General features: G+C 59.9%; 17 protein-coding genes. 14 read left to right on the top strand and 3 right to left on the bottom strand.

Annotation, left to right across the window (positions count from 1 at the left end; all coding sequences use genetic code 11):
• A complete protein-coding gene (locus RI103_RS15500; protein WP_310812817.1) occupies window positions 1-1425 on the bottom strand; it encodes a UbiA family prenyltransferase in 1425 nt (474 codons plus the stop codon).
• Between the two features lie 361 nt (window positions 1426-1786).
• Here RI103_RS15500 and RI103_RS15495 point away from each other — a divergent pair, with 361 nt between their 5' ends.
• Genes RI103_RS15495 through RI103_RS15480 form a run of 4 tightly spaced genes read left to right on the top strand, consistent with a single transcriptional unit; the run spans window position 1787 to window position 6507 of the window.
• On the top strand, window positions 1787-2632 hold the full coding sequence (locus RI103_RS15495; protein WP_310812816.1) for a glycosyltransferase family 2 protein: 846 nt from the start codon (window positions 1787-1789) through the stop codon (window positions 2630-2632).
• A complete protein-coding gene (locus tag RI103_RS15490) occupies window positions 2629-3585 on the top strand; it encodes an SDR family oxidoreductase (protein ID WP_310812815.1) in 957 nt (318 codons plus the stop codon). Before RI103_RS15495 ends, RI103_RS15490 begins: the two co-directional genes overlap by 4 nt.
• A 7-nt stretch (window positions 3586-3592) precedes the next feature.
• Window positions 3593-4624, top strand: a complete 1032-nt coding sequence (locus tag RI103_RS15485) for a glycosyltransferase family 4 protein (protein WP_310812814.1) — start codon at window positions 3593-3595, stop codon at window positions 4622-4624.
• A 5-nt stretch (window positions 4625-4629) separates the two neighbouring features.
• Complete coding sequence (locus RI103_RS15480; protein WP_310812813.1) at window positions 4630-6507, top strand: nucleoside-diphosphate sugar epimerase/dehydratase; 1878 nt, start codon at window positions 4630-4632, stop codon at window positions 6505-6507.
• Between the two features lie 91 nt (window positions 6508-6598).
• On the opposite strand, the gene RI103_RS15475 is transcribed toward RI103_RS15480, so the two are convergent.
• Entirely contained in the window at window positions 6599-7699 is a 1101-nt protein-coding gene (locus RI103_RS15475; protein WP_310812812.1) for a glycosyltransferase, read from the bottom strand.
• Between the two features lie 270 nt (window positions 7700-7969).
• Between RI103_RS15475 and RI103_RS15470 the strand changes: the two genes are divergently transcribed.
• The 10 genes from RI103_RS15470 to RI103_RS15425 all read left to right on the top strand — a co-directional run bounded on the left by RI103_RS15470 (window position 7970) and on the right by RI103_RS15425 (window position 21727).
• On the top strand, window positions 7970-9517 hold the full coding sequence (locus RI103_RS15470) for a methyl-accepting chemotaxis protein (protein ID WP_310812811.1): 1548 nt from the start codon (window positions 7970-7972) through the stop codon (window positions 9515-9517).
• 475 nt (window positions 9518-9992) lie between these two features.
• Entirely contained in the window at window positions 9993-11390 is a 1398-nt protein-coding gene (locus RI103_RS15465) for a hypothetical protein (RefSeq protein ID WP_310812810.1), read from the top strand.
• Window positions 11391-11859: 469 nt separating this feature from the next.
• Window positions 11860-12594: a Crp/Fnr family transcriptional regulator gene (locus RI103_RS15460; protein ID WP_310815252.1), complete on the top strand. Its 735-nt coding sequence runs from the start codon at window positions 11860-11862 to the stop codon at window positions 12592-12594.
• Window positions 12595-13984: 1390 nt separating this feature from the next.
• Complete coding sequence (gene rfbB / locus RI103_RS15455) at window positions 13985-15046, top strand: dTDP-glucose 4,6-dehydratase (RefSeq protein ID WP_310815251.1); 1062 nt, start codon at window positions 13985-13987, stop codon at window positions 15044-15046.
• A gap of 10 nt (window positions 15047-15056) precedes the next feature.
• A complete protein-coding gene (gene rfbA / locus RI103_RS15450; protein WP_310815250.1) occupies window positions 15057-15950 on the top strand; it encodes a glucose-1-phosphate thymidylyltransferase RfbA in 894 nt (297 codons plus the stop codon).
• A gap of 491 nt (window positions 15951-16441) precedes the next feature.
• Window positions 16442-17932, top strand: coding sequence for an oligosaccharide flippase family protein (locus tag RI103_RS15445; protein WP_310812809.1), 1491 nt, complete (start codon window positions 16442-16444; stop codon window positions 17930-17932).
• 11 nt (window positions 17933-17943) lie between these two features.
• Window positions 17944-18945, top strand: coding sequence for a glycosyltransferase family 2 protein (locus tag RI103_RS15440; protein WP_310812808.1), 1002 nt, complete (start codon window positions 17944-17946; stop codon window positions 18943-18945).
• A complete protein-coding gene (locus RI103_RS15435) occupies window positions 18942-19592 on the top strand; it encodes an acyltransferase (protein WP_310812807.1) in 651 nt (216 codons plus the stop codon). Before RI103_RS15440 ends, RI103_RS15435 begins: the two co-directional genes overlap by 4 nt.
• Complete coding sequence (locus tag RI103_RS15430) at window positions 19589-20743, top strand: NAD-dependent epimerase/dehydratase family protein (RefSeq protein ID WP_310812806.1); 1155 nt, start codon at window positions 19589-19591, stop codon at window positions 20741-20743. Before RI103_RS15435 ends, RI103_RS15430 begins: the two co-directional genes overlap by 4 nt.
• A gap of 117 nt (window positions 20744-20860) precedes the next feature.
• Window positions 20861-21727: a glycosyltransferase family 2 protein gene (locus RI103_RS15425; RefSeq protein WP_310812805.1), complete on the top strand. Its 867-nt coding sequence runs from the start codon at window positions 20861-20863 to the stop codon at window positions 21725-21727.
• Between the two features lie 121 nt (window positions 21728-21848).
• On the opposite strand, the gene rffA is transcribed toward RI103_RS15425, so the two are convergent.
• Window positions 21849-23021: a dTDP-4-amino-4,6-dideoxygalactose transaminase gene (rffA, locus tag RI103_RS15420; RefSeq protein WP_310812804.1), complete on the bottom strand. Its 1173-nt coding sequence runs from the start codon at window positions 23019-23021 to the stop codon at window positions 21849-21851.
• Window positions 23022-23241 lie beyond the last annotated feature (220 nt).

The following is a 23241-nucleotide window of genomic DNA, read 5'->3' as shown; positions in this document are numbered from 1 at the left end:
CTAGATCGCGGCCCAGAAAATCAGCCCGCACAGCACGACGACAGCGAGGCTGACGCGGTCGCGTGCCGCGAAAACGATCGGATCGTCGTGCATCAGACCGCGGTGCGCGATGATCCATGTGCGGCTGACCCAGTAGAGCAGCAGCGGGCAAGCGAGCCAGATGACCTGCGGGTGGCGGTACATGCTGGCGGTTTTCGCGTCCTGAATGTAGAGCGCAAGCACGAGCACGGCCAGATAGCCGGATGAGGTCCCAAGCGATGAGATGAGCGACAGGTCGCTCGCGACATAGCCGCGCCCGCGTGTCTTGACGAGGCCGCGCGTTTTCATCGAGTGCAGTTCGGCGTATCGCTTGACGAGCGCGAGGCTCAGGAAGATGAACATCGAGAAGGCGAGCAGCCAGAAAGTCAGTTGTGCGCCGACTGCCGCTGTGCCAGCGATGATACGCATCGTATACAACAAGGCCAACACCACCACGTCGACCATCACCTGGCGTTTCAGGAACATCGAATACGCCAGCGTCAATGCGTAATAGCCGAATAGCGCCGCGGAGAATTGCCAGGGCAGCAAAAGCCACGCCGTGGCGAACGCGCCCAGCAGCAGGACGGGAAAGAGTGCAAGGCCCCATGTGAGCGGCAGCGCGCCGGAGGCAAGCGGGCGTTTGCGTTTGACGGGGTGATGACGGTCGTCCTCGAGATCGAGCAGGTCGTTGAGCAGATAAACACTCGAGGCGCACAGGCCGAACGTGAGAAACGCCAGCAGCGCAGCGACGGTCAGTTCAGGGGAAGACAGCTTATGGGCAGCCAGTAGCGGCAAGAAGATCAAAAGATTCTTCAGCCATTGATGCAGGCGCAACGATTTGGCCCAGGTTCTGGTGGCGGGAGGGCGTGACTCGATCACCCGTTCCACATTGCCGATCTTGCGGGCGGCGCGTTCCACCCCATTGGACGGATTCACCACGTAGGCGCGGTCGGCGGACTGCCAGACCGCTATGTCGTCATGCGAATTGCCGGCGTAGTCGAAGCCTTTTTCGCCGTACTCGGCGACCAGCATATCGCGCTTGTTGTGGGCGGACAGATTGATGCTGCTGTTCGTCGCGAACGTTTTGTCGAAAATGCCGAGATGGGCGGAGATGGCCCGCGCGTAACGTTCGTGGCTCGCCGTGGCCAGCACCAGCGAACGACCGGCGTCGCGCTCACCCTTCAGCCACTGCAACACAGTGACGTCGTAGGGCAGCACGGCGACGTCCACGTTCGTCTTGTCGGCGAGGCCCGCTTTCAAACCTGGCTTGCCGCCGCGCGCAAGCCAGACCAGCGGCTCATAAAAGCGTTGCGGGGCTGTCTTCAGATAGGCAAAGCCAGACTCGATCAGGATGTCTGAGCGAATCAACGTGCCATCGAGGTCGACGACGAGTGGTCTGCTGCGCATTCATTCTGCCCTGTGGGCGGTTATCAAATTGGCGAGCGGACGGCTGCCGCCTGCGGCGCTGAAGCCTGGATTGCGTCCGATGATTAAACGGTCGGAGTTTGGCGGCGCTACTTTACTATTCAGAGATAATGCGCACAACCTTACAGGGGAAATGCCTGATTCTGAGGCAGGGTAGCCGAACTAAAGCCGAATAAAAAAAGCTGATGGAATCAGGTCGCCCGTAACAAAGGGAAAGACGGGTTGCCGAAGAACGAAAATTTGAGCAAACTGCGTGTTTGTTGCGCGCACGCAACGTATGCTTGTTCGAAATGCCCACCCGAAGCGCCCACCGAAGTGCCCACGATAAGGCACGCAGTTCTACATGAAAGAAACGCGTACTCTGCATCCCCAATCCGACGAGCTGTCCGTGTCGGTGGTGGTCTACCACCCGGATACAGAACAGTTGTTGTCCACGCTCGCGGGGCTCGCCGCCGCGTGCGATGCGCTGCACACTCGCCGACCCCACCTGCCGGTGACGCTGTATCTGGTGGACAACGGCGGCCTGCCCGACATCTCGGCCGCGCTGGATCGACTCCGGGCCCGCAACGTCGTCTGTACGGTGATCGCGGGGCAGGGTAACGTAGGCTACGGTAGGGGCCACAATCTGGCAATCGAAAGCAGCGCCAGCCGCTATCACCTGGTCCTGAATCCCGACATCGATCTGGCGAGCGACGCGCTTTGCGAAGCGCTCGACTTTTTTGATGCGCACCCTGAGGCGGGTCTCATCACGCCATGGATCGGTGACGAGCACGGCGAGCAACAGTTCTTGTGCCGGCGTTATCCCACGTTGCTCGATCTGTTCGTGCGCGGCTTTTTGCCTTCCGGCATGCGTCGACTGTTCGTGCGTCGACTCGCGCGCTATGAGATGCGAGACAGGATCAACGCACGCGACACCGTGTGGGATCCGCCGATCGTCAGCGGCTGTTTCATGCTGTTTCGCATGACGGCCCTGAAGCAGCTGGCAGGCTTCGACGCCCGCTATTTCCTTTACTTCGAAGACTACGATCTGAGTCTTCGCGCACATGACGTGACCCGCGTCGTCTACACGCCTGCGGTGCGCGTGTTGCATCACGGTGGCGGCGCGGCGCGCAAGGGCTCGGCGCATATCCGTATGTTCATGTCCTCGGCGTACAAATTCTTCAACCGATTCGGCTGGAAGTGGCTATGAGCCGGGTACTCGTTACTGGCGCCAATGGCTTTGTCGGCCGCGCGTTGTGCCGCGCGCTGCGTGATGCCGGAAACACGGTCACCGGCCTTGTACGGCGCGAGGGGCCGCGAGAACGCGAGGTCGCAGAATGGGTCGACGCCAGCGTGGATTTCGCGGGCATTGACGCAAGCTGGCCCCGCGCGTTGCAAGTGGACTGCGTCGTGCATCTGGCGGCGCGCGTGCATGTCATGCTCGAGAACGCCGCCGATCCGGAGGCTGCTTTCCAGGCGACCAATGTCGACGGCGCGCTGCGTGTTGCGCGGGCCGCGTGGCGGCATGGAGCGCGGCGCTTTGTCTTCGTCAGCAGCATCAAGGCGATGGCCGAAGCCGATCCGGGCCGCCCCGTGCGCGAAGATGATCCCCCGGCGCCGCAAGATCCCTACGGCCGCTCCAAACGCGCTGCCGAAGAAGCGCTCATCCGCCTGGGCCAGGAGACTGGCCTCGAGATCGTGATTGTGCGCCCCCCGCTGGTCTACGGTCCGGACGTGCGAGCCAATTTCCTGAGCCTGATGAACGGCGTATGGAAAGGCGTGCCGCTGCCGCTCGGCGCGATTCGCGCAAGACGCAGCCTCGTCTATGTCGACAATCTTGCCGACGCTTTAGTGCTCTGCGCGACCGACGCGCGCGCTGCCCAGCAGTGCTTCCACGTTGCGGACGACGACGCGCTGACGATCGCGGAACTGGCTTATGCGCTGGGCCGCCACCTCCGCCGGCCCGCGCGCCTGCTGCCAGTGCCCGCAAGCTGGCTGAGACTGGCCGGCCGCCTGACGGGGCGCACGGCGCAGGTCGACCGGCTGGTCGGCTCCTTGCAGCTCGATACCAGCCGGATTCGCACGGTGCTGGGCTGGCGGGCGCCGCACTCCACCGATGAAGGGCTGGCCGCGACCGCCCGTTGGTACCGATCCACGCATTGAGGCACGCATGCTGATGTCCCTTTCCACGTTGCAGGGCTGGACGACCGCGATCCTGATCGCGCTCGGTTCCGCTTGTGCCTGCGCGGCGATCCTGTGGACGCTGCTCAAGACCGGCCTCGCCTGGCGTCTTGCCACCGACATTCCGAACGACCGCTCGCTGCACACGCGGCCCACGCCGCGCGTGGGCGGCTGGGGCATCGTGCCGGTGGTGGTCGTGGCGACGCTGAGCGTCGCGCCGCACCTCTGGCTCGCCGCGCTGTGCGCGGCCGTGCTGGCGGCCGTCTCGCAGATCGACGACCGGCGCGGCCTGCCCGCGCGGGTCAGGTTCGCCGCGCATCTGGCCGCGGTGGCGATCTTCGTCTGGGCACACCCGGCGCCGGTGGCGCTCTGGCTGCTGGTGGGCCTGTCGTTTTTGTTGCTCTGGCTGGTCAATCTTTACAATTTCATGGACGGCGCGGACGGCCTGGCCGGCGGCATGACGCTATTCGGCTTCGCGGGCTACGCCGCCGGGGCCGCGCTCACCGCGCATCCGTCGCCGGAACTCATGTGGGCTTCGGCCGCCGTGGCGGGCGCTGCCGCCGGTTTTCTCCTCTTCAACTTCCACCCGGCGAAAATCTTCCTCGGCGACGCCGGGTCGATTCCGCTCGGCTTTCTGGCGGGCGCTTTTGGTTATTGGGGCTGGAGCGAAGGCGTCTGGCCGATCTGGTTTCCCGCGCTGGTGTTTTCTCCCTTCATCGGCGACGCGTCGATCACGCTGCTGCGGCGGCTCCTGCGTGGCGAGAAAGTCTGGCAGGCGCACCGCGAACACTACTATCAACGCATGGTCCAGTACGGACTCGGCCATTCGAAGACAGCCATCCTATGGTATGTAGTAATGGCCGCTGGTATAGTCCTTGCTGTCGTGCTGCTTGGCTGGTCTTCAGCCCTTCAATGGTGTAGCGTGGGCGCATGGGTGATCGTGCTGGTATTGATTGGTATCGGAGTCGATTCACGCTGGCGTCGATTCCGGGTGGCAGATTCCGAACAACCTGAGGTGTGACGCCGATGTTTCGACACAAAGCCTCATGGCTATCATTTAGCGCCTTCGCCTTCGACCTTTGCGCGGTCGCAGGCGCCTGGCTCGCCGCCTACCTGATCCGCTTCAATGGCTACGTTCCGGTCGAATTCTGGTCCGGCGCCGTCCGAACCCTTCTCTGGGTTCTCCCCGTCTACGGGGTGATGTTCCGCATCTTCGGCCTGTACCGGGGCATGTGGGTGTTTGCGAGCCTGCCGGACCTGATGCGCATCGCCAAGGCGGTGCTGGCCGGCTCCTTCGTCATGATGATGGTGGCCGTGATGGCCCAGCCGCATCCCATCATTCCTCGCTCCGTGCTCGCGGTTTCTCCGCTTCTGTTGTTCCTCGCCATGGGCGGCTCGCGCGCGCTCTATCGCGCCTCGAAGGAGTTCTATCTGTACGGCGGCCTGGTCGGGCAAGGCAAGCCGGTGGTGGTGCTCGGGGCGGGTAACGCGGGCGCGAACCTGGCCCGTGAACTGTCGCGGTCGAGCGAATGGCGGCTGGTGGGTTTGCTCGACGACGATCCGGCCAAGCAGGGTCGCGAAATCTACGGCTACAAGGTGTGGGGGCCGATTAGCGACCTGCAGCACTGGGCCACGGACATGAAGGTCGAGCACGCGATCATCGCGATCCCTTCGGCGTCGGTGGACGCGCAGCGTCGCGTGGCAACGCTGTGTGTGCGTGCCGGCGTGCGGGCCATGGTGCTGCCTGCGTTGACCACGCTGACGCAAGGCGAAGCGTTTCTGTCGCGCGTGCGTCAGATCGATCTGGAAGACCTGCTGGGGCGCGAGCCGGTGCGCATCGACATGCCGCATGTCGAAGCGCTCCTGAGCGGCCGCGTGGTGATGGTGACCGGCGCGGGCGGCTCGATCGGCTCGGAGCTGTGCCGCCAGATTCTGCGCTTCGAACCCGCCCAGCTGATCGCGTTCGATCTGTCCGAATACGCCATGTACCGCCTCACGGAAGAGTTGCATGAGCGCTTTCCGAAGCTCTCCGTGGTGCCGGTGATCGGCGACGCCAAAGATTCCTTGCTGCTCGACCAGGTGCTGTCGCGCTACACGCCGCACATTCTCTTTCACGCGGCCGCCTACAAGCACGTGCCGCTCATGGAAGAACTGAACGCATGGCAGGCGGTGCGCAACAACGTGCTGGGCACGTACCGTGTCGCGCGCGCGGCGATTCGCCACGACGTGAAGCACTTCGTGCTGATCTCCACCGACAAGGCGGTGAACCCGACCAACGTGATGGGCGCGAGCAAGCGCCTCGCGGAAATGGCGTGTCAGGCATTGCAGCAGACCAGCACGCGCACGCAGTTCGAGACGGTGCGTTTCGGCAATGTGCTCGGCAGCGCGGGCAGCGTGATTCCCAAGTTTCAACAACAGATCGCGAAGGGTGGGCCGGTCACGGTCACGCATCCGGAGATCACGCGCTTTTTCATGACGATCCCCGAGGCATCGCAACTCGTGCTGCAGGCGTCGAGCATGGGGCATGGCGGCGAGATCTTCATTCTCGACATGGGCGAGCCGGTCAAGATCGTCGATCTGGCGCGCGACCTGATCCGCCTGTATGGCTTCAGCGAGGAGCATATCCGCATCGTCTTCACGGGCCTGCGTCCCGGCGAGAAGCTCTACGAAGAACTGCTGGCCGACGACGAAGCGACCACGCGCACGCCGCACCCGAAACTGCGCATCGCACAGGCGCGAGAAGCGCCCGACAATCTGCTCGATGAACTGCTGCCGTGGCTGATGCAGCATCGTGTGCCGAGCGACCAGGAGGTGCGCCGCGATCTGCGGCGCTGGGTGCCGGAGTATCAGCCGGCTGCCGCGCCGGCGTTGCATAGCGTGGCGCCGGCCACGCGGGCTTCGTGAGCACAGCAAGCCGGTGAGGCTGTGTTGTGGCAGCCTCGCATCGCAAGGCTGGCCTATTGAAAGAAGGCGCTCATTCGAGCGCCTTTTTCCGTTACCGCCTGGTCTTCCTGATCACCATCCACCTCGGCGACTTGAATCGCACGATACTCACGTAGAGCCACACGTACGTCGCGGCGAACACCACCACGAAGCAGAACAGATGCAGCGTATGCCGCCAGAACAGCGTGGCCGGCACGACCGCGATCAGACACAGCAGCCACAAATATGGCGACGTCAGCGAGTTACGCCGCGTCAATTCGCGCGCGGTACGCACGCCGACCGCCCAGCGCATGAGCCGTTTGTACACCAGCATGTGCAGATGCACGCCGTCGGGGATGCCCGGCGACATGCCGCGAATGAATTTCTTCCGGTAGATCGAGAAGCAGGTCTCGAAGATCGGATACATGAACAGCAGCACGGGATACCACGCCGATACGTCGCGGTTGCGCATCACCAGCATGATCGACAGTTCGGCGAGCATGAAGCCGATGAAATACGCGCCGCCGTCGCCGAGAAAGATCAGCCCCGCCGGGAAATTCCAGATGAAGAAGCCGAGCACCGCGCCCATCATCATGAACGAGGCGGACAGCACGATCGGATCGGACACCTGGAAGGCGACGTAGGCGAGCGAGGCGAACATCATGAACGCGACCATCGACGCGAGGCCGTTGAAGCCGTCGATGATATTGATCGCGTTGGCGAGCGCGGCAACCGCCAGCACCGTGACCACGCAGGAGATCACTGCGTACGAGAGCAGGAAGTCGAGCGGCGGCACGCTGATGCGCGTCACGGCGATATTCAGCAGGAAATAGGCGAGCGCGGCGGCGGCCATGGTGCAGACCAGTCTCGCGAGTGGCGACACGCGCTTGGTCAGGTCTTCCACCAGACCCGAACCGAAGGCCGGCATGCCGCACGCGATCAGCCCGAGGATGCCGCCTGACACAGCGGGATACGCGTGATGCAGTTGTACGGCCGAGACGATCAGCCCGAGCAGAATTCCGGTCCCGCCGATGCGCGGCACCGGGCGAACATGGAATTTCTGCACGCCGGCCAGATCGGTGTCGGTGGAGAATCTTTCATGCAGGTGCGCATAGCGCACGATCAACAGCGTGATCAGCAGTGAAACGAGAAAGCCGAGCGCAAAACTAAGCATGAAAGTGAGCCTGAGCGAAGACGCCGAATTATACAAACGAAACGCACGACGCCCGGAAAATGAGCGGTGCCGCATGGTCGCCCGACCATCCCAGATAGTGAGGTGAAGGGCGCTCGCAAACGCCCGCCGGTCATGGATTCCACCTATTTAGCAGGGTCCGTGCGAGGTCGTTAACCTGGATGCGGCGAAGTGTAAGTCACGCACAAAAAAGACGGCGCGTGCGCCTGCCACCTGTTTCGCCGCCGATCAGAAAGACGTTCCGGAGACCCAATGCTAAATAACATCACAATTCGTGGCGGCCTGACGCTGGTGATCAGCGTATTCGTCGCTTTCCTGCTGACAGTGATCGGTGTCGGCTATGGCGCGCTCAAGCTCGCCAACGGCAGCCTCGACGACACGCAGCGTAGCGCGGCCGCGCTGTCGCATCTGAAGGCGAGTTCCGAGAAGCTGTTGCAAGTGCAGCTCGCACTGGGTTCGTATCAGACGCTCTTCAGCGTCGGCAAGCAGACCGACGACCTGTTGCCTGCCGCGCACAAGGTGCTGGTCGAATCGAACAAGGACTTCCGCAATTACATGGCGGGCCCGTTCGCAAACGAGAACCAGCAGAAGCTCGCGCAGAACGTGGAGCAGGCGCGCAGTGCACTGGTCGACAAGGCAATCGAGCCGGAATTCAAGGCGCTTGCCGATTTCGATTTCAATACCTTCCGCAACATTCAGGGCGAGACGGCGAACAGTTTTTACGCCAGCTATTCGAAAGCGATCGACGCGCTCGAACGTTCGCAGACGGATAGCCAGCGTCAGCAAGCCCAAACGGCTGCGCAGCGCTTCCAGATCGCGACGCTGCTGTTCGCCGCGATCGGCGCCATCGCGATCATGATCGGCGTGGCGGCGCGCATTGGTTTGTCGGCGGCATTGATCAAGCCAGTCAACGCAACCGTCAAGCACTTCGAGCGCATCGCCGCCGGCGATCTGACTGGCGTCATCAAGATCAAATCGCGCAACGAGATGGGCCAGTTGCTGGGCGCGTTGACGAAGATGCGCGACGGCCTCGTGGAGACCGTGTCCAAAGTGCGCGGCAGTACGACGGCGATCACACAAGGGGCGAACGAGATTGCGTCGGGCAATGCGGATCTGTCCTCGCGCACCGAGCAGCAGGCAGCGGCGCTTCAGCAGACAGCCGCGAGTATGGAGCAGTTGTCGGCCACGGTGAAACAGAACGCGGACAACGCCAAGCAGGCGAACCGGCTCGCCCACGGCGCGCTCGACACGGTCACGCGCGGCGGCAAAGTGGTCTCGCGTGTCACCGAAACGATGGACGGGATCAGCGAGTCGTCGCGCAAGGTGACGGAAATCATCGGCATGATCGAGGGGATTGCGTTTCAGACCAACATTCTGGCGTTGAACGCGGCGGTGGAGGCGGCGCGCGCCGGCGAGCAGGGGCGCGGGTTCGCCGTGGTGGCCTCGGAAGTACGCAGCCTCGCACAACGCTCAGGTGCGGCAGCGAAGGAAATCAAGGAACTGATCGGCGAGTCGGCCGCCAAGGTTCAGGAGGGCGCGTCCCTCGTGTCCGACGCGCAGAAGACGATCCATGAAGCCATGAGCGCCGTCGAGCGCGTGACCGGTGTGATGAACGAGATCGAGGCTTCGGCGCTTGAACAGAGCGACGGTATCGAACAGGTCAATAAGGCCGTCTCGCAGATCGACGAGGTCACGCAACACAATGCGGCGCTCGTCGAAGAAGCGGCTGCGGCGGCGAAATCGCTGGAAGAGCAGGCGACCCTATTGCGCGACGCCGTGGCGGTATTTCAAATGGCATAGTGACGCAGAGGCCGCGCTCGCGTCTGCGGCGAGCGTCGGTCCTGATCTACATCGGATCGCAGGCTGATTAAGCGATCCTAATTGTTAAATCTCGTAAAATGGAACGGACGTACGACCATTTTACGTTTGCAAACGGGACGTCAGTTGCTAGTTGAAGAATTTCTTCCCGACAGTGTATGAAGCCGGAAATTTATTCCGTTAGCAAAATTTCTGGAAAGGATGTCTGTCGAAAAGGTTCCGATATATTGTCCGTGCGCGAGCGCACAGAATGATGATTCGCATTAGGCGATATTGCGGGTTGAATCCGATCAGAGGAATGCCTCGACGCCGGCAACGCGCATGGTGCGCATCAAGTCACACTGGACAACTATTGAGCCCCAAAGTCATGCAGAGGTCCTTAGCTGTAGATCCGGTTAGCTCCAGGAGCGTACCAAGCGATGCCTCGTGTGTCCTGTGCGGAGCCGGCCCGGCAGGGATGGGCTTCCTGTTCCATGCGTTCAAGAGCGGCAAGCTGGCAGAGGTCGCCAGAAACGGCTTGCTGATCATCGACAAACGCACGAGCCTCGGTGCAGGCAAACTCGGCGACTATGTGAACGTCACGGGTAACTCGGTCGCCAAAACTTTCCTCGCGTGCCTCGAGCACGAGCGCTTCGACGATGTGTTCGGCGACATCCGCGAATACAACGAGTTGCATAGGAAACTGGCAGCGGCCCCGGACTCCGCACCGCTGCTCTCAGAGGTGGGCGAGCTGCTCACGCTGGCTGCCGAGCGGCTCATCGCACATCTCGTCGAACATTTCGACGTCGATGTTCTGCGCGGACACGAAATCGATGCGATCCGACGCTGCCAGGACGGCCGGTTCGAAATCGCTTATCACGACACGCGTAGACCCGCGGCACACCGGACGGTGACCACTGACACCGTCGTGATGAATCTGGGCGGGACGCAGCGCGTCGAAGAGGTGGATGATCTGTGCCGCACGCTGGACCTCCCATTGCCGGGTAACAGCGTCATCACCCGTACGTCGGACGAGTTGCTTCGCCTCACGAGCACGCAACTGGTCGACACCTTCGCGCCCGCGTTTGTCCCTGTCACAGCCGGGCGTACGAACCGGATCACGATCATCGGCGGCTCGCATAGCGCGTTCACGATGACCGAGCGTCTTGCGACTGACCTGGGCAGCGCGGGACTCGATGAAATCGCCATCATTCATCGCTCTCGGATACGGTTGTTTTTCGAAACCGAAGACGAAGCACGCGCATGGGGCTATACGGTCGATCCAGTCAACGATATTTGCCCGATCACGCGGCGTGTCAATCGTTCAAGCGGTCTGCGTTATCGCGCGTTCGAGATCGCATGTTCGGTCATGTCGCACGGCCGCGTCGCCGGAACGACGCCGCGTGTCGAATTGATCGATGCCGCCTCCGGGGAAGCCGAGCGCGCCCGTGCGGCTACCTGTCTTGCGCACTCATGCGGCGTGATCCATAGCGCTGGATACGGACCCAACATGTCCACGCTGGTCGACCATCGAGGGGTGCCCATTCCTCTGCAGTTCTGCCAGGGCGGCACCGAGGTCGACAAGTTGGGCCGTCCGCTCGACATCAACGGCAAGGTCATCCGCGGGTTCTTCACGTTCGGGCTGGGTTCCGGTTTTCGGCCTGACGCGGACATCGGCAGCGAGTCCGCATTCTCCGGACGAATTCATGGCGTCTGGATCTTTCATCACGAAATCGGCAAGCGGATTCTGACGGGAGTTCTGCAAGCGCTGTCCGAAAAGGACGTTACGCAGGAAGCGGAAATGATCGGGACGGCGGATGACGATACACATGCCGGCGGCCGGCCACGTCGCGATCGAACGAATCATCGCCGCTGACTGACGGGCAACTGTCTGACCACGCACTCTGGCTTACCGATTTGAGTCGCAAAGAGAAGGTATTTTGTCCGATTTATCTCGTCCCATAGAGATCCTTAATAAATTGGACATATTGCGATTTCATACTATGGCTTGTTGACATTGCAACTATTGTCGACTCTCTTGCGATCTGCAACAAAGCGGCACGCACGTCCAGCGTTCTAACGAACGTTCAGCGCAAATAAACCCTCTCTATTCCGCCGATCGTGCGGGCTAATCCGCCAGCATTATTGGCGTCACCTTCTTTGGCGGCTATGCTGCATTGCGACATCGAATGCAACGCGATAACCAGCGCGAAGCTTTGATCGTCTCCATTATCGCTTCTGTTTGCCGACCGCTCGTGTGAGAGCAATGCATCGTCATTGGCTCCTCGATTCGAGCGGAGGCCTGTCGTATCCAGGCAGGCTGAGATACTTACGTGAGGGAGATGATGACGACATTCCAGTCATACCGCCGTGGGAACCGTTTGTTCGAGGCGCTCCCAACGCATGAATGGGAAGCGCTGCTTCCTCATCTTGAACTCGTCGAATTGAGTCCGGGGCAATTGCTGTCGAAATCCGGTGAACTCATACGAACTGTCTATTTTCCGGCCACCGCGATCGTGTCCCTGCTGCAGACCATGGAAAACGGCAGCTCGGTGGAAATCGCTGCGATCGGCAGGGATGGCACGACAGGTGTGCCAGTCCTGACGGGCGGAGACACGATGCCAGCCAGCGTTCAGGCTCAATGCCGGGGTTTTGCTTATCGAATCAGCGCTACAGCATTGCGCGAAGCGTTGCGCAATTGCGCTTCTCTGCGTTCGCTGATGCTGCTGTACATGCAGGCTCTCCTCACCCAGGTCGCACAAACGGCCGCGTGCAACAGGCTGCATCGACTGGACGAGCAACTGTGCCGGTGGCTGCTGGTCGACATCGATCGTTCGGGAACAAGCGATTTGCAAGTCACGCAGCAACTGATTGCCGACATGCTCGGCGTGCGTCGTGAAGGCGTGACGGAAGCGTCCGGCAAGCTTTGCGAAGCCGATCTGATTCATCACAGCCGTGGCCGCGTCCAGATCCTCGATCGGACCGGGCTTGAGGCGCGGTCATGCGAATGCTATGCGATCGTCAAACGGGAATTCGACCGGTTATTGCCGCGTATCAACGCGATGGAAGTCACGCGCTGAGGGTTGCGGTATTCGCATCCGAATTGACGCCTGGCACGACCGGCAATATGTTGGCGCGCTCGCGTAGATTGCTGACGCTCCACGCCGATAAAACACGGCGAGCACCTGACTTGAGGGGACCTGAAGCGGACACCGGAAAGAGTAGGGTTGCCGCTCACGTATCGTGATATCGGCAAGCTCGCGCTTGATCGGCTGCGGCGCTTGTCGCGAAAGAAGAATGAAGGCCTGGAGATAAATGGTCAGGCGCTGGCCAACGAACTATCATGCCGCGGTCCGTGTGCCCGGATCGTGCGTAGCAGTTTCTACTCCCGCGCGGAGAGCTATTCGCGCGTGTCAGCAATCCCACTCACGCGGAGCGCCCGCACAAGACTCATTGGCCTACTGCCCTTGCACAGGCCGCGCGATCTGATCGAAGCCGTCGTTCGTCGTCTGCTTTGCTTGCCGAAATTGCCATTCCGCGGCGGTCTGCAGTTCTTGCCCTCGCGCCGCGCTAACCCGCGCTTTTGCCGACTATGCCATGCTCGTACGCGCGGCTGGCTTCACGCTGTGAACTTCATCCGGCGCGATCATCCGCGTCTGGCTGAAGTCCGATGTCGCATCCTATATCACGCCATACGCGTACCGCTTCAGCTGTGCCGTTTTTCGACTTGATCGCGATTCTAGTAAAGTATGATGTTTGGCGCGTCAATCGCCGGGTCATACCATCGCTGCTGCGTGGGTGTCTTCGACGTTTTGCCGGCCGCATGCCGTGGTTTCCGGTGAATCGCGAAGGAGGTGAATCGTTATAAATTCAATCTCGCCTCAATTGAAAGGATCAGGTCAATGTTGAGTGTTTTGACACATTTCTTATGCTTCATATTCGGCGTCCTGATTGGCGTTTTCGTGTGCGCACTATGTGTTGCTCGTTCCAGAACGCCACGAGACGATAAATAATTCTTTCTTCGGGGCGCGTAGCAGTTGGCGTCCCGAGGTGCATCGGCTGCGCTACTTGCCGAAATCCATGAAGGCCGCAGCGATCATTGTGACGACACAAGCGCGGCTCTCAGCAAAAGAAGTATCCGGCCATCGGCGTTAGAGCCGGACAACACCAACGCCATGCGGTCGAGATGCGGGCAACGCGAACACCGCAAGCGTTGCCCGACCGCACGAAGCTTCCACTCTTGTCCCGCTTGGCGCAGGCGAAAGCGCGTATGTTGCTTTCCGCACTGAAAGAAGATCTCTAGAACCCTACACTGGACTGGTTGCATCTGTTCGCGGCGATGGAAGTCGCGATGGAAAGCTATACCAAAGCTGCTTGCCGACGCGGCGTGGCCACACCATTCGCCGGATGTCAGCCAGATTCCAATCGACCTTCTGCGCACTGCGCGAAGGCGGCTTCCAGAGGGCTTCCATGATCTTCGTGACAGGGGGCGCCGGTTTTATCGGCGCCAATTTCGTGCTCGACTGGCTCAATGCGTCGGACGAAGCGGTACTGAACGTGGACAAGCTGACGTACGCGGGCAATCTGGGTACGCTCAAGTCGCAACAGGATAATCCGAAGCACATTTTCGTGCGCGCGGACATCTGCGATCGCGCCGCGCTCGACGCGCTCTTTGCCGGGCACAAGCCGCGTGCCGTGCTGCATTTCGCCGCCGAGAGTCATGTGGATCGTTCGATCCATGGCCCGGCTGACTTTGTGCAAACGAACGTGGTGGGCACCTTCACGCTGCTCGAAGCGGCGCGCCATTACTGGAGTGCGCTGGGCGAGGCCGAGAAGGCCGCGTTCCGCTTCCTGCACGTGTCGACCGACGAAGTATTCGGCTCGCTGTCCGCTACCGATCCGCAATTCTCCGAGACCACGCCGTACGCGCCGAACAGCCCTTACTCGGCCACCAAGGCGGGTTCGGACCACCTGGTGCGCGCCTACCATCACACGTATGGCCTGCCGGTGCTGACCACGAACTGCTCGAACAACTACGGTCCGTACCAGTTCCCCGAGAAACTGATTCCGCTGATGATCGCCAACGCGCTCGGCGGCAAGCCGCTGCCGGTCTATGGCGACGGTCAGAACGTGCGCGACTGGCTCTATGTGGGCGACCATTGCGGCGCGATCCGTGAAGTGCTCGCGCGCGGCACGCCGGGCGAGACGTACAACGTCGGCGGCTGGAACGAGAAGAAGAACCTCGAGGTCGTCCACACGCTGTGCGACCTGCTCGATCAGTTGCGTCCGAAGGCGGGCGCTTCGTACCGCGATCAGATCACGTATGTGAAGGATCGTCCGGGCCACGACCGCCGTTATGCGATCGACGCCCGCAAGCTCGAACGCGAACTCGGCTGGAGGCCTGCGGAAACATTCGAGACGGGTCTGGCCAAAACGGTCCAGTGGTATCTGGACAATCAGGAATGGTCCGACGAGGTTGCCTCGGGCGACTACCGGAAGTGGGTTGAGACCAACTACGCGCAGCGCGCGTAAAGGCACGGCAATGGCGCGCAAAGGCATTATTCTGGCGGGCGGCTCGGGCACACGCCTGTATCCGATCACGCACGTGGTCTCCAAGCAGTTGCTGCCGGTGTACGACAAGCCGATGATCTACTATCCGCTGTCCACGCTGATGGTGGCGGGTATTCGCGACGTGCTGATCATTTCGACGCCGCAGGACACGCCGCGCTTCGAAGCGATGCTCGGTGACGGCAGCCAGTGGGGCATGAACATCGGGTACGCGGTTCAGCCTTCGCCGGACGGGCTCGCGCAGGCGTTCATCATCGGCCGGGATTTTGTGGGTCATGATCCGTCGGCGCTGATTCTGGGCGACAACATCTTTTACGGGCACGATCTCGCGAAGCAGCTGGAACACGCCAATGACAAGGCGGAAGGCGCCACGGTGTTTGCGTATCACGTGCACGACCCGGAGCGTTACGGCGTGGTCGAATTCGACAGGCAGTTCCGCGCGTTGTCGATCGAGGAGAAGCCGGTCAGGCCGCGTTCGAACTACGCGGTCACGGGCCTGTACTTCTACGACAACCAGGTGTGTGACATTGCGGCGGACATCAAGCCGTCGCCGCGTGGCGAGCTCGAAATCACCGACGTCAACTCGCGTTATCTCGCGAACGGCGCGCTCAACGTCGAGATCATGGGTCGTGGCTACGCGTGGCTCGATACCGGTACGCATGATTCGCTGATCGAAGCGGCTACGTTCATCGCCACGCTGCAGAAGCGTCAGGGTTTGGTGGTGGCGTGTCCGGAGGAGATTGCATTCCGTCGACATTGGATCGACGAGGAGAAGTTGCTTCAACTCGCGAAACCGCTTGCCAAGAACGCGTATGGCCAGTATCTGCTCAATCTTCCGATGGATCAGGTGGCATGGCCAAGCCGTTGAGAGACGCCATTGTGTTCGAACGGAGTGACGCTGCAACGGGCTTGCGCGCGATAGATGATACGCAACTTGCGGAACGTGCGCCGCCGCACATTTAATTTTGAGCTCGACAGGTACGCTTCAGTGCGTAGACCGCAGTGACGCGTCTCGTAAGGTGGCTTGCGCAGAAGCGTTCATTTGCGGGTCTGTTGGCGCAGTCGAAGGGTATTAACCGATAGCCACGACACGCCCGCAAACCGCGTCAGGCACTTTGGCAATACATCAAGTCTCACAAGCGGTGATCTTACCGTAGCGTCGATATGCATCCGCTCGGCGCGAATTGTCATTCCGTCATCGGCCGGCCGGAATGGAGGCGGCATTTTTCGGTCGTTTGGCAGATCAAGCGCTCACCCCAAGACACGTTCGCGATGAATTGATATTAACGATGTCAATGCAGTATTCGCGGCGATTCCGGCGGTACCTTCCGTCCTTACCTGATTTACTGGCAGACCGCGATGTTGAGACGAACCCTGCTCGCAAATTTCGTTGGCCAGATGGTGACCGCGTTGCTCGGCATCGTGATGGTCCCGATATATGTGCGTCATCTCGGGGTCGAAGCGTATGGGCTGATTGCCATCAACGCGGTGGTTCTTGCATGGGTACTCGTTCTCGACTTCGGGCTTTCGCCGACGTTGTGTCGCGAGCTCGGCAGCCTGCGAGCAGGTACCGGTTCGAAAGCTGAAGTCGGGCTGCTGCTGGAATCATTGGAAAAGCTGATTCTCGGCATAAGCGCCATGCTGTTCATCTTGTCGATCTTCGTGGCGCCTTATTTCGCCGAACGATGGCTGAACGCGTCCACTCTGCCTCCGGGTGTGATTCGCACGGCATTTGTGCTGATGATGCTGACTGCCATCGCGCGGTGGCTTGGTGCTCTATACCGAGGCGGGGTGGTCGGCATTGATCGACAGGTTGCACTCAACGGTATTGTCATCACATTTGCCGTAATACGCACTGTGCTCGTTGTGCCGATCATCATGATCTGGCCGCGCATTGAGTTCTTCTTTATCTGGCAACTTTTGGCGATTGTCGTAGAAGCCGTCGCGATGAGGACGCTGCTCGGCCGTACGATCGACATACCGTTTGTGTCGACGCGTTTTTCATGGAAGGTACTGTCGTCGCGCGCGAAGCTGTCGCTGTCGATCGCATTGGCGACCGTGATCTGGGCTTGCACTACGCAGATCGACAAGATCGTCCTTTCGAAGATTTTGCCGCTGGCGGATTTTGCGGTGTTCAGCCTGGCGACTCTATTGGCGAGCGGAATCATGTTGCTGGCCAATCCGATTCAACAGGCGTTCATTCCACGGCTGACTACCGAGAGCTTCGGTGGCGGGGAACGAATTCGCCAGATGTATGCACTGGCCACCGAACTGACGTCATTGGCGGTGATTCCGGTCGCGGCAGTGTTCATCTGTGCGCCCGAGGCCGTGCTTCGATTCTGGTCAACAAGCGCACCGCTAAGTCCAGACGCAGTACGCACGATGCAATGCTATGCAGCAGGAAATGCATTTTCTGCGATCGCTTCGCTGGCGTTCATCGTCCAGTACGCGAAAGGCGATCTGTCTTTGCATCTGAAAGGCACGATCGGCTTTCTGATCCTCTATGCCCCCGCCGTCCTGCTCGGTGGCATGCACTTCGGTGCCGTGGGCGCCGCTTATGCCTGGCTCGGAATGAACTTTCTGCTGCTGTTTGGTTGGGTGGCGATCGTACATCGCAAGTTTATCGCGGGTATCAATGCAATCTGGTATCGCGGCCTTGCTGCGCGTATCGCTGCACTCGCACCGGTCGGACTATTGCTGACTCGCGCGGACCTGACAAGTTGTTCGCGCTTTGGTCTGTTTTTTGTTCTATCAGGAGCGTGGCTCGCCATGGCTGCATCGACTATCGCGGTCTCGCCAATCATTCAACGCAAGGCTCGCCACCTGGCCGGGCGGCTGGTCCTCAACTGAGAAAAAACAGCATGGATACTAACCTTCCCCCTCCGGTTCACGAGCATGCCGCGCCCGTATTGTCGGTCATCGTGCTTTGCTACCGGCAAGGCGAGTATGTCGGTCCGTGCCTCCAAAGCATACTTGACCAGAAGCTCGATGTACCGTTCGAGGTAATTGTGGGCGATGATAATTCGCCCGACAATTCCCTGGACGTTATCGAGTCGTTTCGATCGCGGTATCCGGACGTGATCCAGGTCGTTTCGCACGATGCCAACGTCGGCTTCGCGGCGAACTTCGCCGATACCGTCGCGATCGCAAAAGGCGAATTCATTGCGAACATCGACGGCGACGATGTCATGTCTCCCGGCAAGCTGCAGCGCCAACTCGACTTCTTGAGAGAGCATCCTGAATGCGGGCTCGTCGTCCATCGCATGCGCACGGTGGATCAGGATACGCTGGAGCCCGTGCCGTACCCGCTGCCCCAAAGAAAGCCCGCGACGTTCGACGCTGAATACCTCATCAAGAACGGACCGTACTTCTTCCACAGCTCGGAAATGTATCGGGCTCACCTGCGTCACCGCAGTCCCGTTGACGTAGGTCTGAAATCAGTCTGCGATGTCGCCCACCTGTTACAGGTGTTGTTTGGTTCGCAAGGCTGCTACCTGGACGAAGAGTGGGGCTTATACCGCGTTAACCGGACCGGTATGACCTCGACGCGAATTAACAATCCCGAGCGTCATAGGGAATACATGAGCGACATGATCCAGACCTGCCAGATCGCGGCCGATCTCGGCATGGCGAGCGATGCAGTCAACCAGGGGCGCGCAAAGTTCTATCTGACCTCGGCTATCTTTTATCTGGAGCATGGACGCGAGGATAGCTTCGAGGACTGCATCGAGTCGAGTTGGCGCGCGGCAAGAATCGGCGTGAAACAGCTGCTTTTATACTCGACGCGCCGGTGGCCACGTATGTCGCGCCTTGTCTACACGCGGCTCAAGCAAGTGGCCGGGCGACAGCGGATTCACGCATGAGTACCGCCGTGCAGGAGAACGAGCGGCCTGCCACCAGGAGAGTGAGGCTCCTCGATCTGTGTAATCGCGCGTTTTTCGTCTGGTACCGACTCAAGACGCGCCTGTGGTACGCGCATGTGTTCAAGTCGGTCGGCGCGAAAACGACGATCTATCGTCCCATGCTGCTCGTCAACGCGCATTACGCGTCGATCGGCGAGCGTGTGCTGATTCGGACGGGCGCGCGCATCGAGCTTGTCGTGACCGACGCGGCCACGCCGCCGCGGCTCACGATCGGAAGCGGGGTCAATATCGAGCAGAACGTTCACATCATATGCGGCTCTTCGATCGAGATCGGCGACGGCGCGACCATTACCGGGAACGTTGCCATTGTCGATGTCGAGCATCCGTATGAGGACGTCAACGACACCACCCGCATTGGCGAGCGTATTCGCACACGAGGCAATTGCGTGGTGATTGGACAGGGCGCGTTTATTGGATTTAGCGCAGTCGTTCTGCCCAACGTGAAAATCGGCCGCCACGTCGTGGTCGGTGCGCATTCGGTGGTAACCCGCGACGTTCCCGACTATTGCGTGGTCGCAGGCAATCCGGCGCAAATCATCAAGCGCTACAACTTCGAAACCAGATGTTGGGAGAGGGAGAAACAATGAAAGTGCTGATTACAGGTGGCGCCGGCTTTATCGGCTCGAGTCTGGCGCGCAAGCTCTGCGCCAACAATGCGGAAGTCACGGTCCTCGATAACCTCTCGCCACAGATTCATGGAGAGAATCCCAGTGTCACGTCTGCGATCTTCGCATCGTTGCCTGAAAGCGTGCATTTCGTGAAGGGGTCGGTGACCGATCGGGCCGTGCTCGAGCGTGTGATGCAGGGGCAGGACGCGATCGTTCATCTCGCGGCCGAGACGGGTACGGGCCAATCCATGTATGAGGTCGACCGCTATGTCGACGTGAACGTGCATGGCACAGCGCTGATTCTCGACATACTGGTGAAGAACAGCCGCAATTCCGTGCGCAACATGGTCGTCGCTTCGTCGCGCGCGATTTACGGCGAAGGCAAGTATCGTTCCGCGGCCGCCGGCATTCTGTATCCCGGTCCACGGAAGGAAAAAGACATGCTCGAAGGCCAGTTCGAGCACCTCTGCCCGATAAGCGGCGAAGCGATGGAATGCGTGCCCACTGACGAAGAATCGAAAATCCATCCGACATCGCTTTATGGCATTACCAAGCAGACTCAGGAACAGATGGTGATGACGACCTGCCGTTCTATCGGCATCAATGCGTCGGCATTGCGCTATCAGAATGTTTACGGCCCGGGGCAGTCGCTATCCAACCCTTACACGGGCATTCTCTCGATCTTTTCGACGCGTATCAAGAACGGCAATCCGATCAATATTTTCGAGGATGGCCTGGAAAGCCGCGACTTCGTCTATATCGATGACGTGGTCGATGCAACCTATGCAGCGCTTACGAACGCCAAGGCGGCCGATAACGTTTTCGGCATCGGCTCGGGCGTGCGCACTTCGGTCATGGAAGTCGCCAGGACACTGTGCGATGTGTATGCCAGCGATGTCAGCGTCACCGTAACGGGTGCATTCCGCTTGGGCGATGTCCGCCATGTCTATGCCGATTTGGCCAAGGCAAGAGACATGCTCGGATTCGAACCCAAGGTCTCGTTTAGCGAAGGCATCACACGATTTGCCCAGTGGGTCGATCAGCAGCAGGTGATGGCCGATACCTACGAGAAAAGCATCGCCGAGATGCGGGAAAAGGGTCTGTACAAAGGCGCTGAACGCGCCGCATGACAGATCGGCGACGCCTCTCACGCATGACGGAGGCGTCGCGACGGCCGCCTGCGCAACTCATTTGAAGGACGCGATATGTCAACGAGATATGGTTCGCCGCTGATCGGGATTGTCACCGTGCTGTATCGCTCCGATTCCGTGCTTCCCGATTTTTTCAAGAGTCTCGCCGCCCAGCGCGATACGAACTTCAAGCTGTACGTGATCGATAACAGCGAGAAGGACACGGGAAGTGCGATGTCGCGCGAGCTCGCGGCTTTCCATGATATCCATGCCGACATCGTGTTCAATAACGACAATGTCGGCGTTGCCCGCGGCAACAATCAGGGTATAGAGATGGCGCTTGCAGACGGATGCGAATATGTTCTGCTAGCCAATAACGATACCGATTTTCCGGATCCCGACGTGATCGCGGGACTGGTACGGCACACTGAGGAAGCAGGCGCGTTGGCCGCCGTGCCCAAGATCACCTATCACGGTACGAATCGCATATGGTGTGCGGGAGGGCGGTTCTCGCCACTTACGGCCACCACGCCGCACGTGGGCGATCGGAAGGAAGATCGCGGACAGTTCGACGAAGAAATGTTTACAGAATACGCGCCGACCTGCTTTATGTTGCTGCACAAAAGCATCTTCCAGACGATCGGAATGATGGATGAAAACTACTTCGTCTATTACGACGACAGTGACTTCGTCTGGCGAATGAAAAGTGCCAATATCGGCCTGCTGTACGTGCCGACATCATGCGTCGCTCACAAGGTAGCGGTGTCAACCGGCGGCAATGAAAGTCCATTCAGCCTGTTCTATACGGCGCGCAATCGCGTTTATTTCAGCCGCAAACATCTTGCACCTGCACATCGTGCAATTGCGATTGCTTACGCGATCGTGACGTTGACGGTCAAATGCGTAAAGTTTTCGCCGGCGGCCAGATCGAGTGTGTTCAAAGGCCTTAGAGCGGGCTTCTCACTGTCAGTCGCCGATCATTGACTGAAGGACCGGGTGGCGGCGTGCTCGCTCACGGGAAATGAACGACGTCCGGATCGCTGCCGAAGACCTCTCGTCAACGCCCGGATGCGATTCGCGCATGTCTGTGCAGAGTCGGTCAGCCCTATTTTAGAAGCGCGCCAAAAATGTCGACCACGCGCGTCTGTTGCGCTTCGGTCAAGCCGGCCCAAAGCGGAAGGCGAATCAGGCGTTTTGACTGGTTGATCGTCACGTCCAATGGACTCCCAACTTTGCCGTACCGTTGCCCGCCAGGAGATGAATGAAGCGGGACATAGTGAAATACCGAGCCTATTTCCTGCCTTTTATGTTCATCGAGTATGCGCTGGCGCACGTACTCATCTTCAACCAGCACATAGTACATATGCCCGTTGTGCTGGCACTCTTTCGGTATGATCGGACGACGAAGCACGCCTTTGCGCTCGAACGGCTCGAGAAGCGCATGATATCGCTCCCAGTGCGCGAGGCGTGTCTGCGTAATTTTTTCAGCACCTTCCAGTTGGGCCCAAAGATAAGCAGCGATCAGCTCGCTCGGTAAGAATGAGGAGCCGACTTCCTGCCAGGTGTATTTGTCGACTTCCCCGCGAAGATAGCGGCTGCGATCGGTGCCTTTCTCGCGGATTATTTCCGCGCGCTTCGTGAGGGCGGGATCGTTCACCAGCAGGGCGCCACCCTCGCCCGAAATGATATTTTTTGTTTCGTGAAAACTGTACGCTCCGAGGTGGCCAATGGAGCCAAGGCCGCGACCCCTGTAGGTTGCCATCACGCCCTGCGCGGCGTCTTCGACGACTTTGAGTCCGTGGCGTTGGGCGATGGAAACGATCGTGTCCATTTCGCATGCCACGCCGGCGTAATGCACGGGCACGATCGCGCGAGTTCGTGGGGTGATCGCTGCTTCGATCAATCGTTCGTCGAGATTCATGGTGTCTTCACGCACATCGACAAAGACGGGCACGCCCCCGCGCAGGACGAACGCGTTCGCCGTCGAAACGAACGTGTACGACGGCATGATGATTTCGTCGCCGGGTTGGATGTCCAGCAACAGAACCGCCATTTCAAGCGCGGCTGTGCAGGAGTGAGTCAGCAATGCCTTGCAGGCACCGCTTCTTTCCTGCAGCCAGTTGTTGCAACGTCCCGTGAAGGAGCCGTCGCCAGCGAGCTTTCTACTGAAGTGAGATTCGGCGATGTACTTCAGTTCGTTACCCGTCATGGCGGGCGTATTGAAGGGAATGCGGTTCTCGTTTACCTCGATTCCAATTTGCGGCGTAGATCGGCTCATGAATAGTTCACCCCAACATGATCGAGAACCAATGGTTCTCGCTGCGACACATATTTGGATCTCAAAGCTGCCCGGCTTCAAGGCCCCGCTTTCCGGCGAACTCGCCAGGTGTTTCAACGAGCAAGTGGCGTGAAGTCCCTTGCTGTGGATCTCAACTGAAGATTGTTCTGTAGCGTGACACTCTGTCCGTCACGTGGATCGGGTGCACGGACTGCACATA

The sequence above is a fragment of the Paraburkholderia sp. FT54 genome (assembly GCF_031585635.1).
GTDB lineage: Bacteria > Pseudomonadota > Gammaproteobacteria > Burkholderiales > Burkholderiaceae > Paraburkholderia.
The sequence above is the reverse complement of the archived record's forward strand: the minus strand, read 5'-3'. Positions and strand labels throughout refer to the sequence as shown.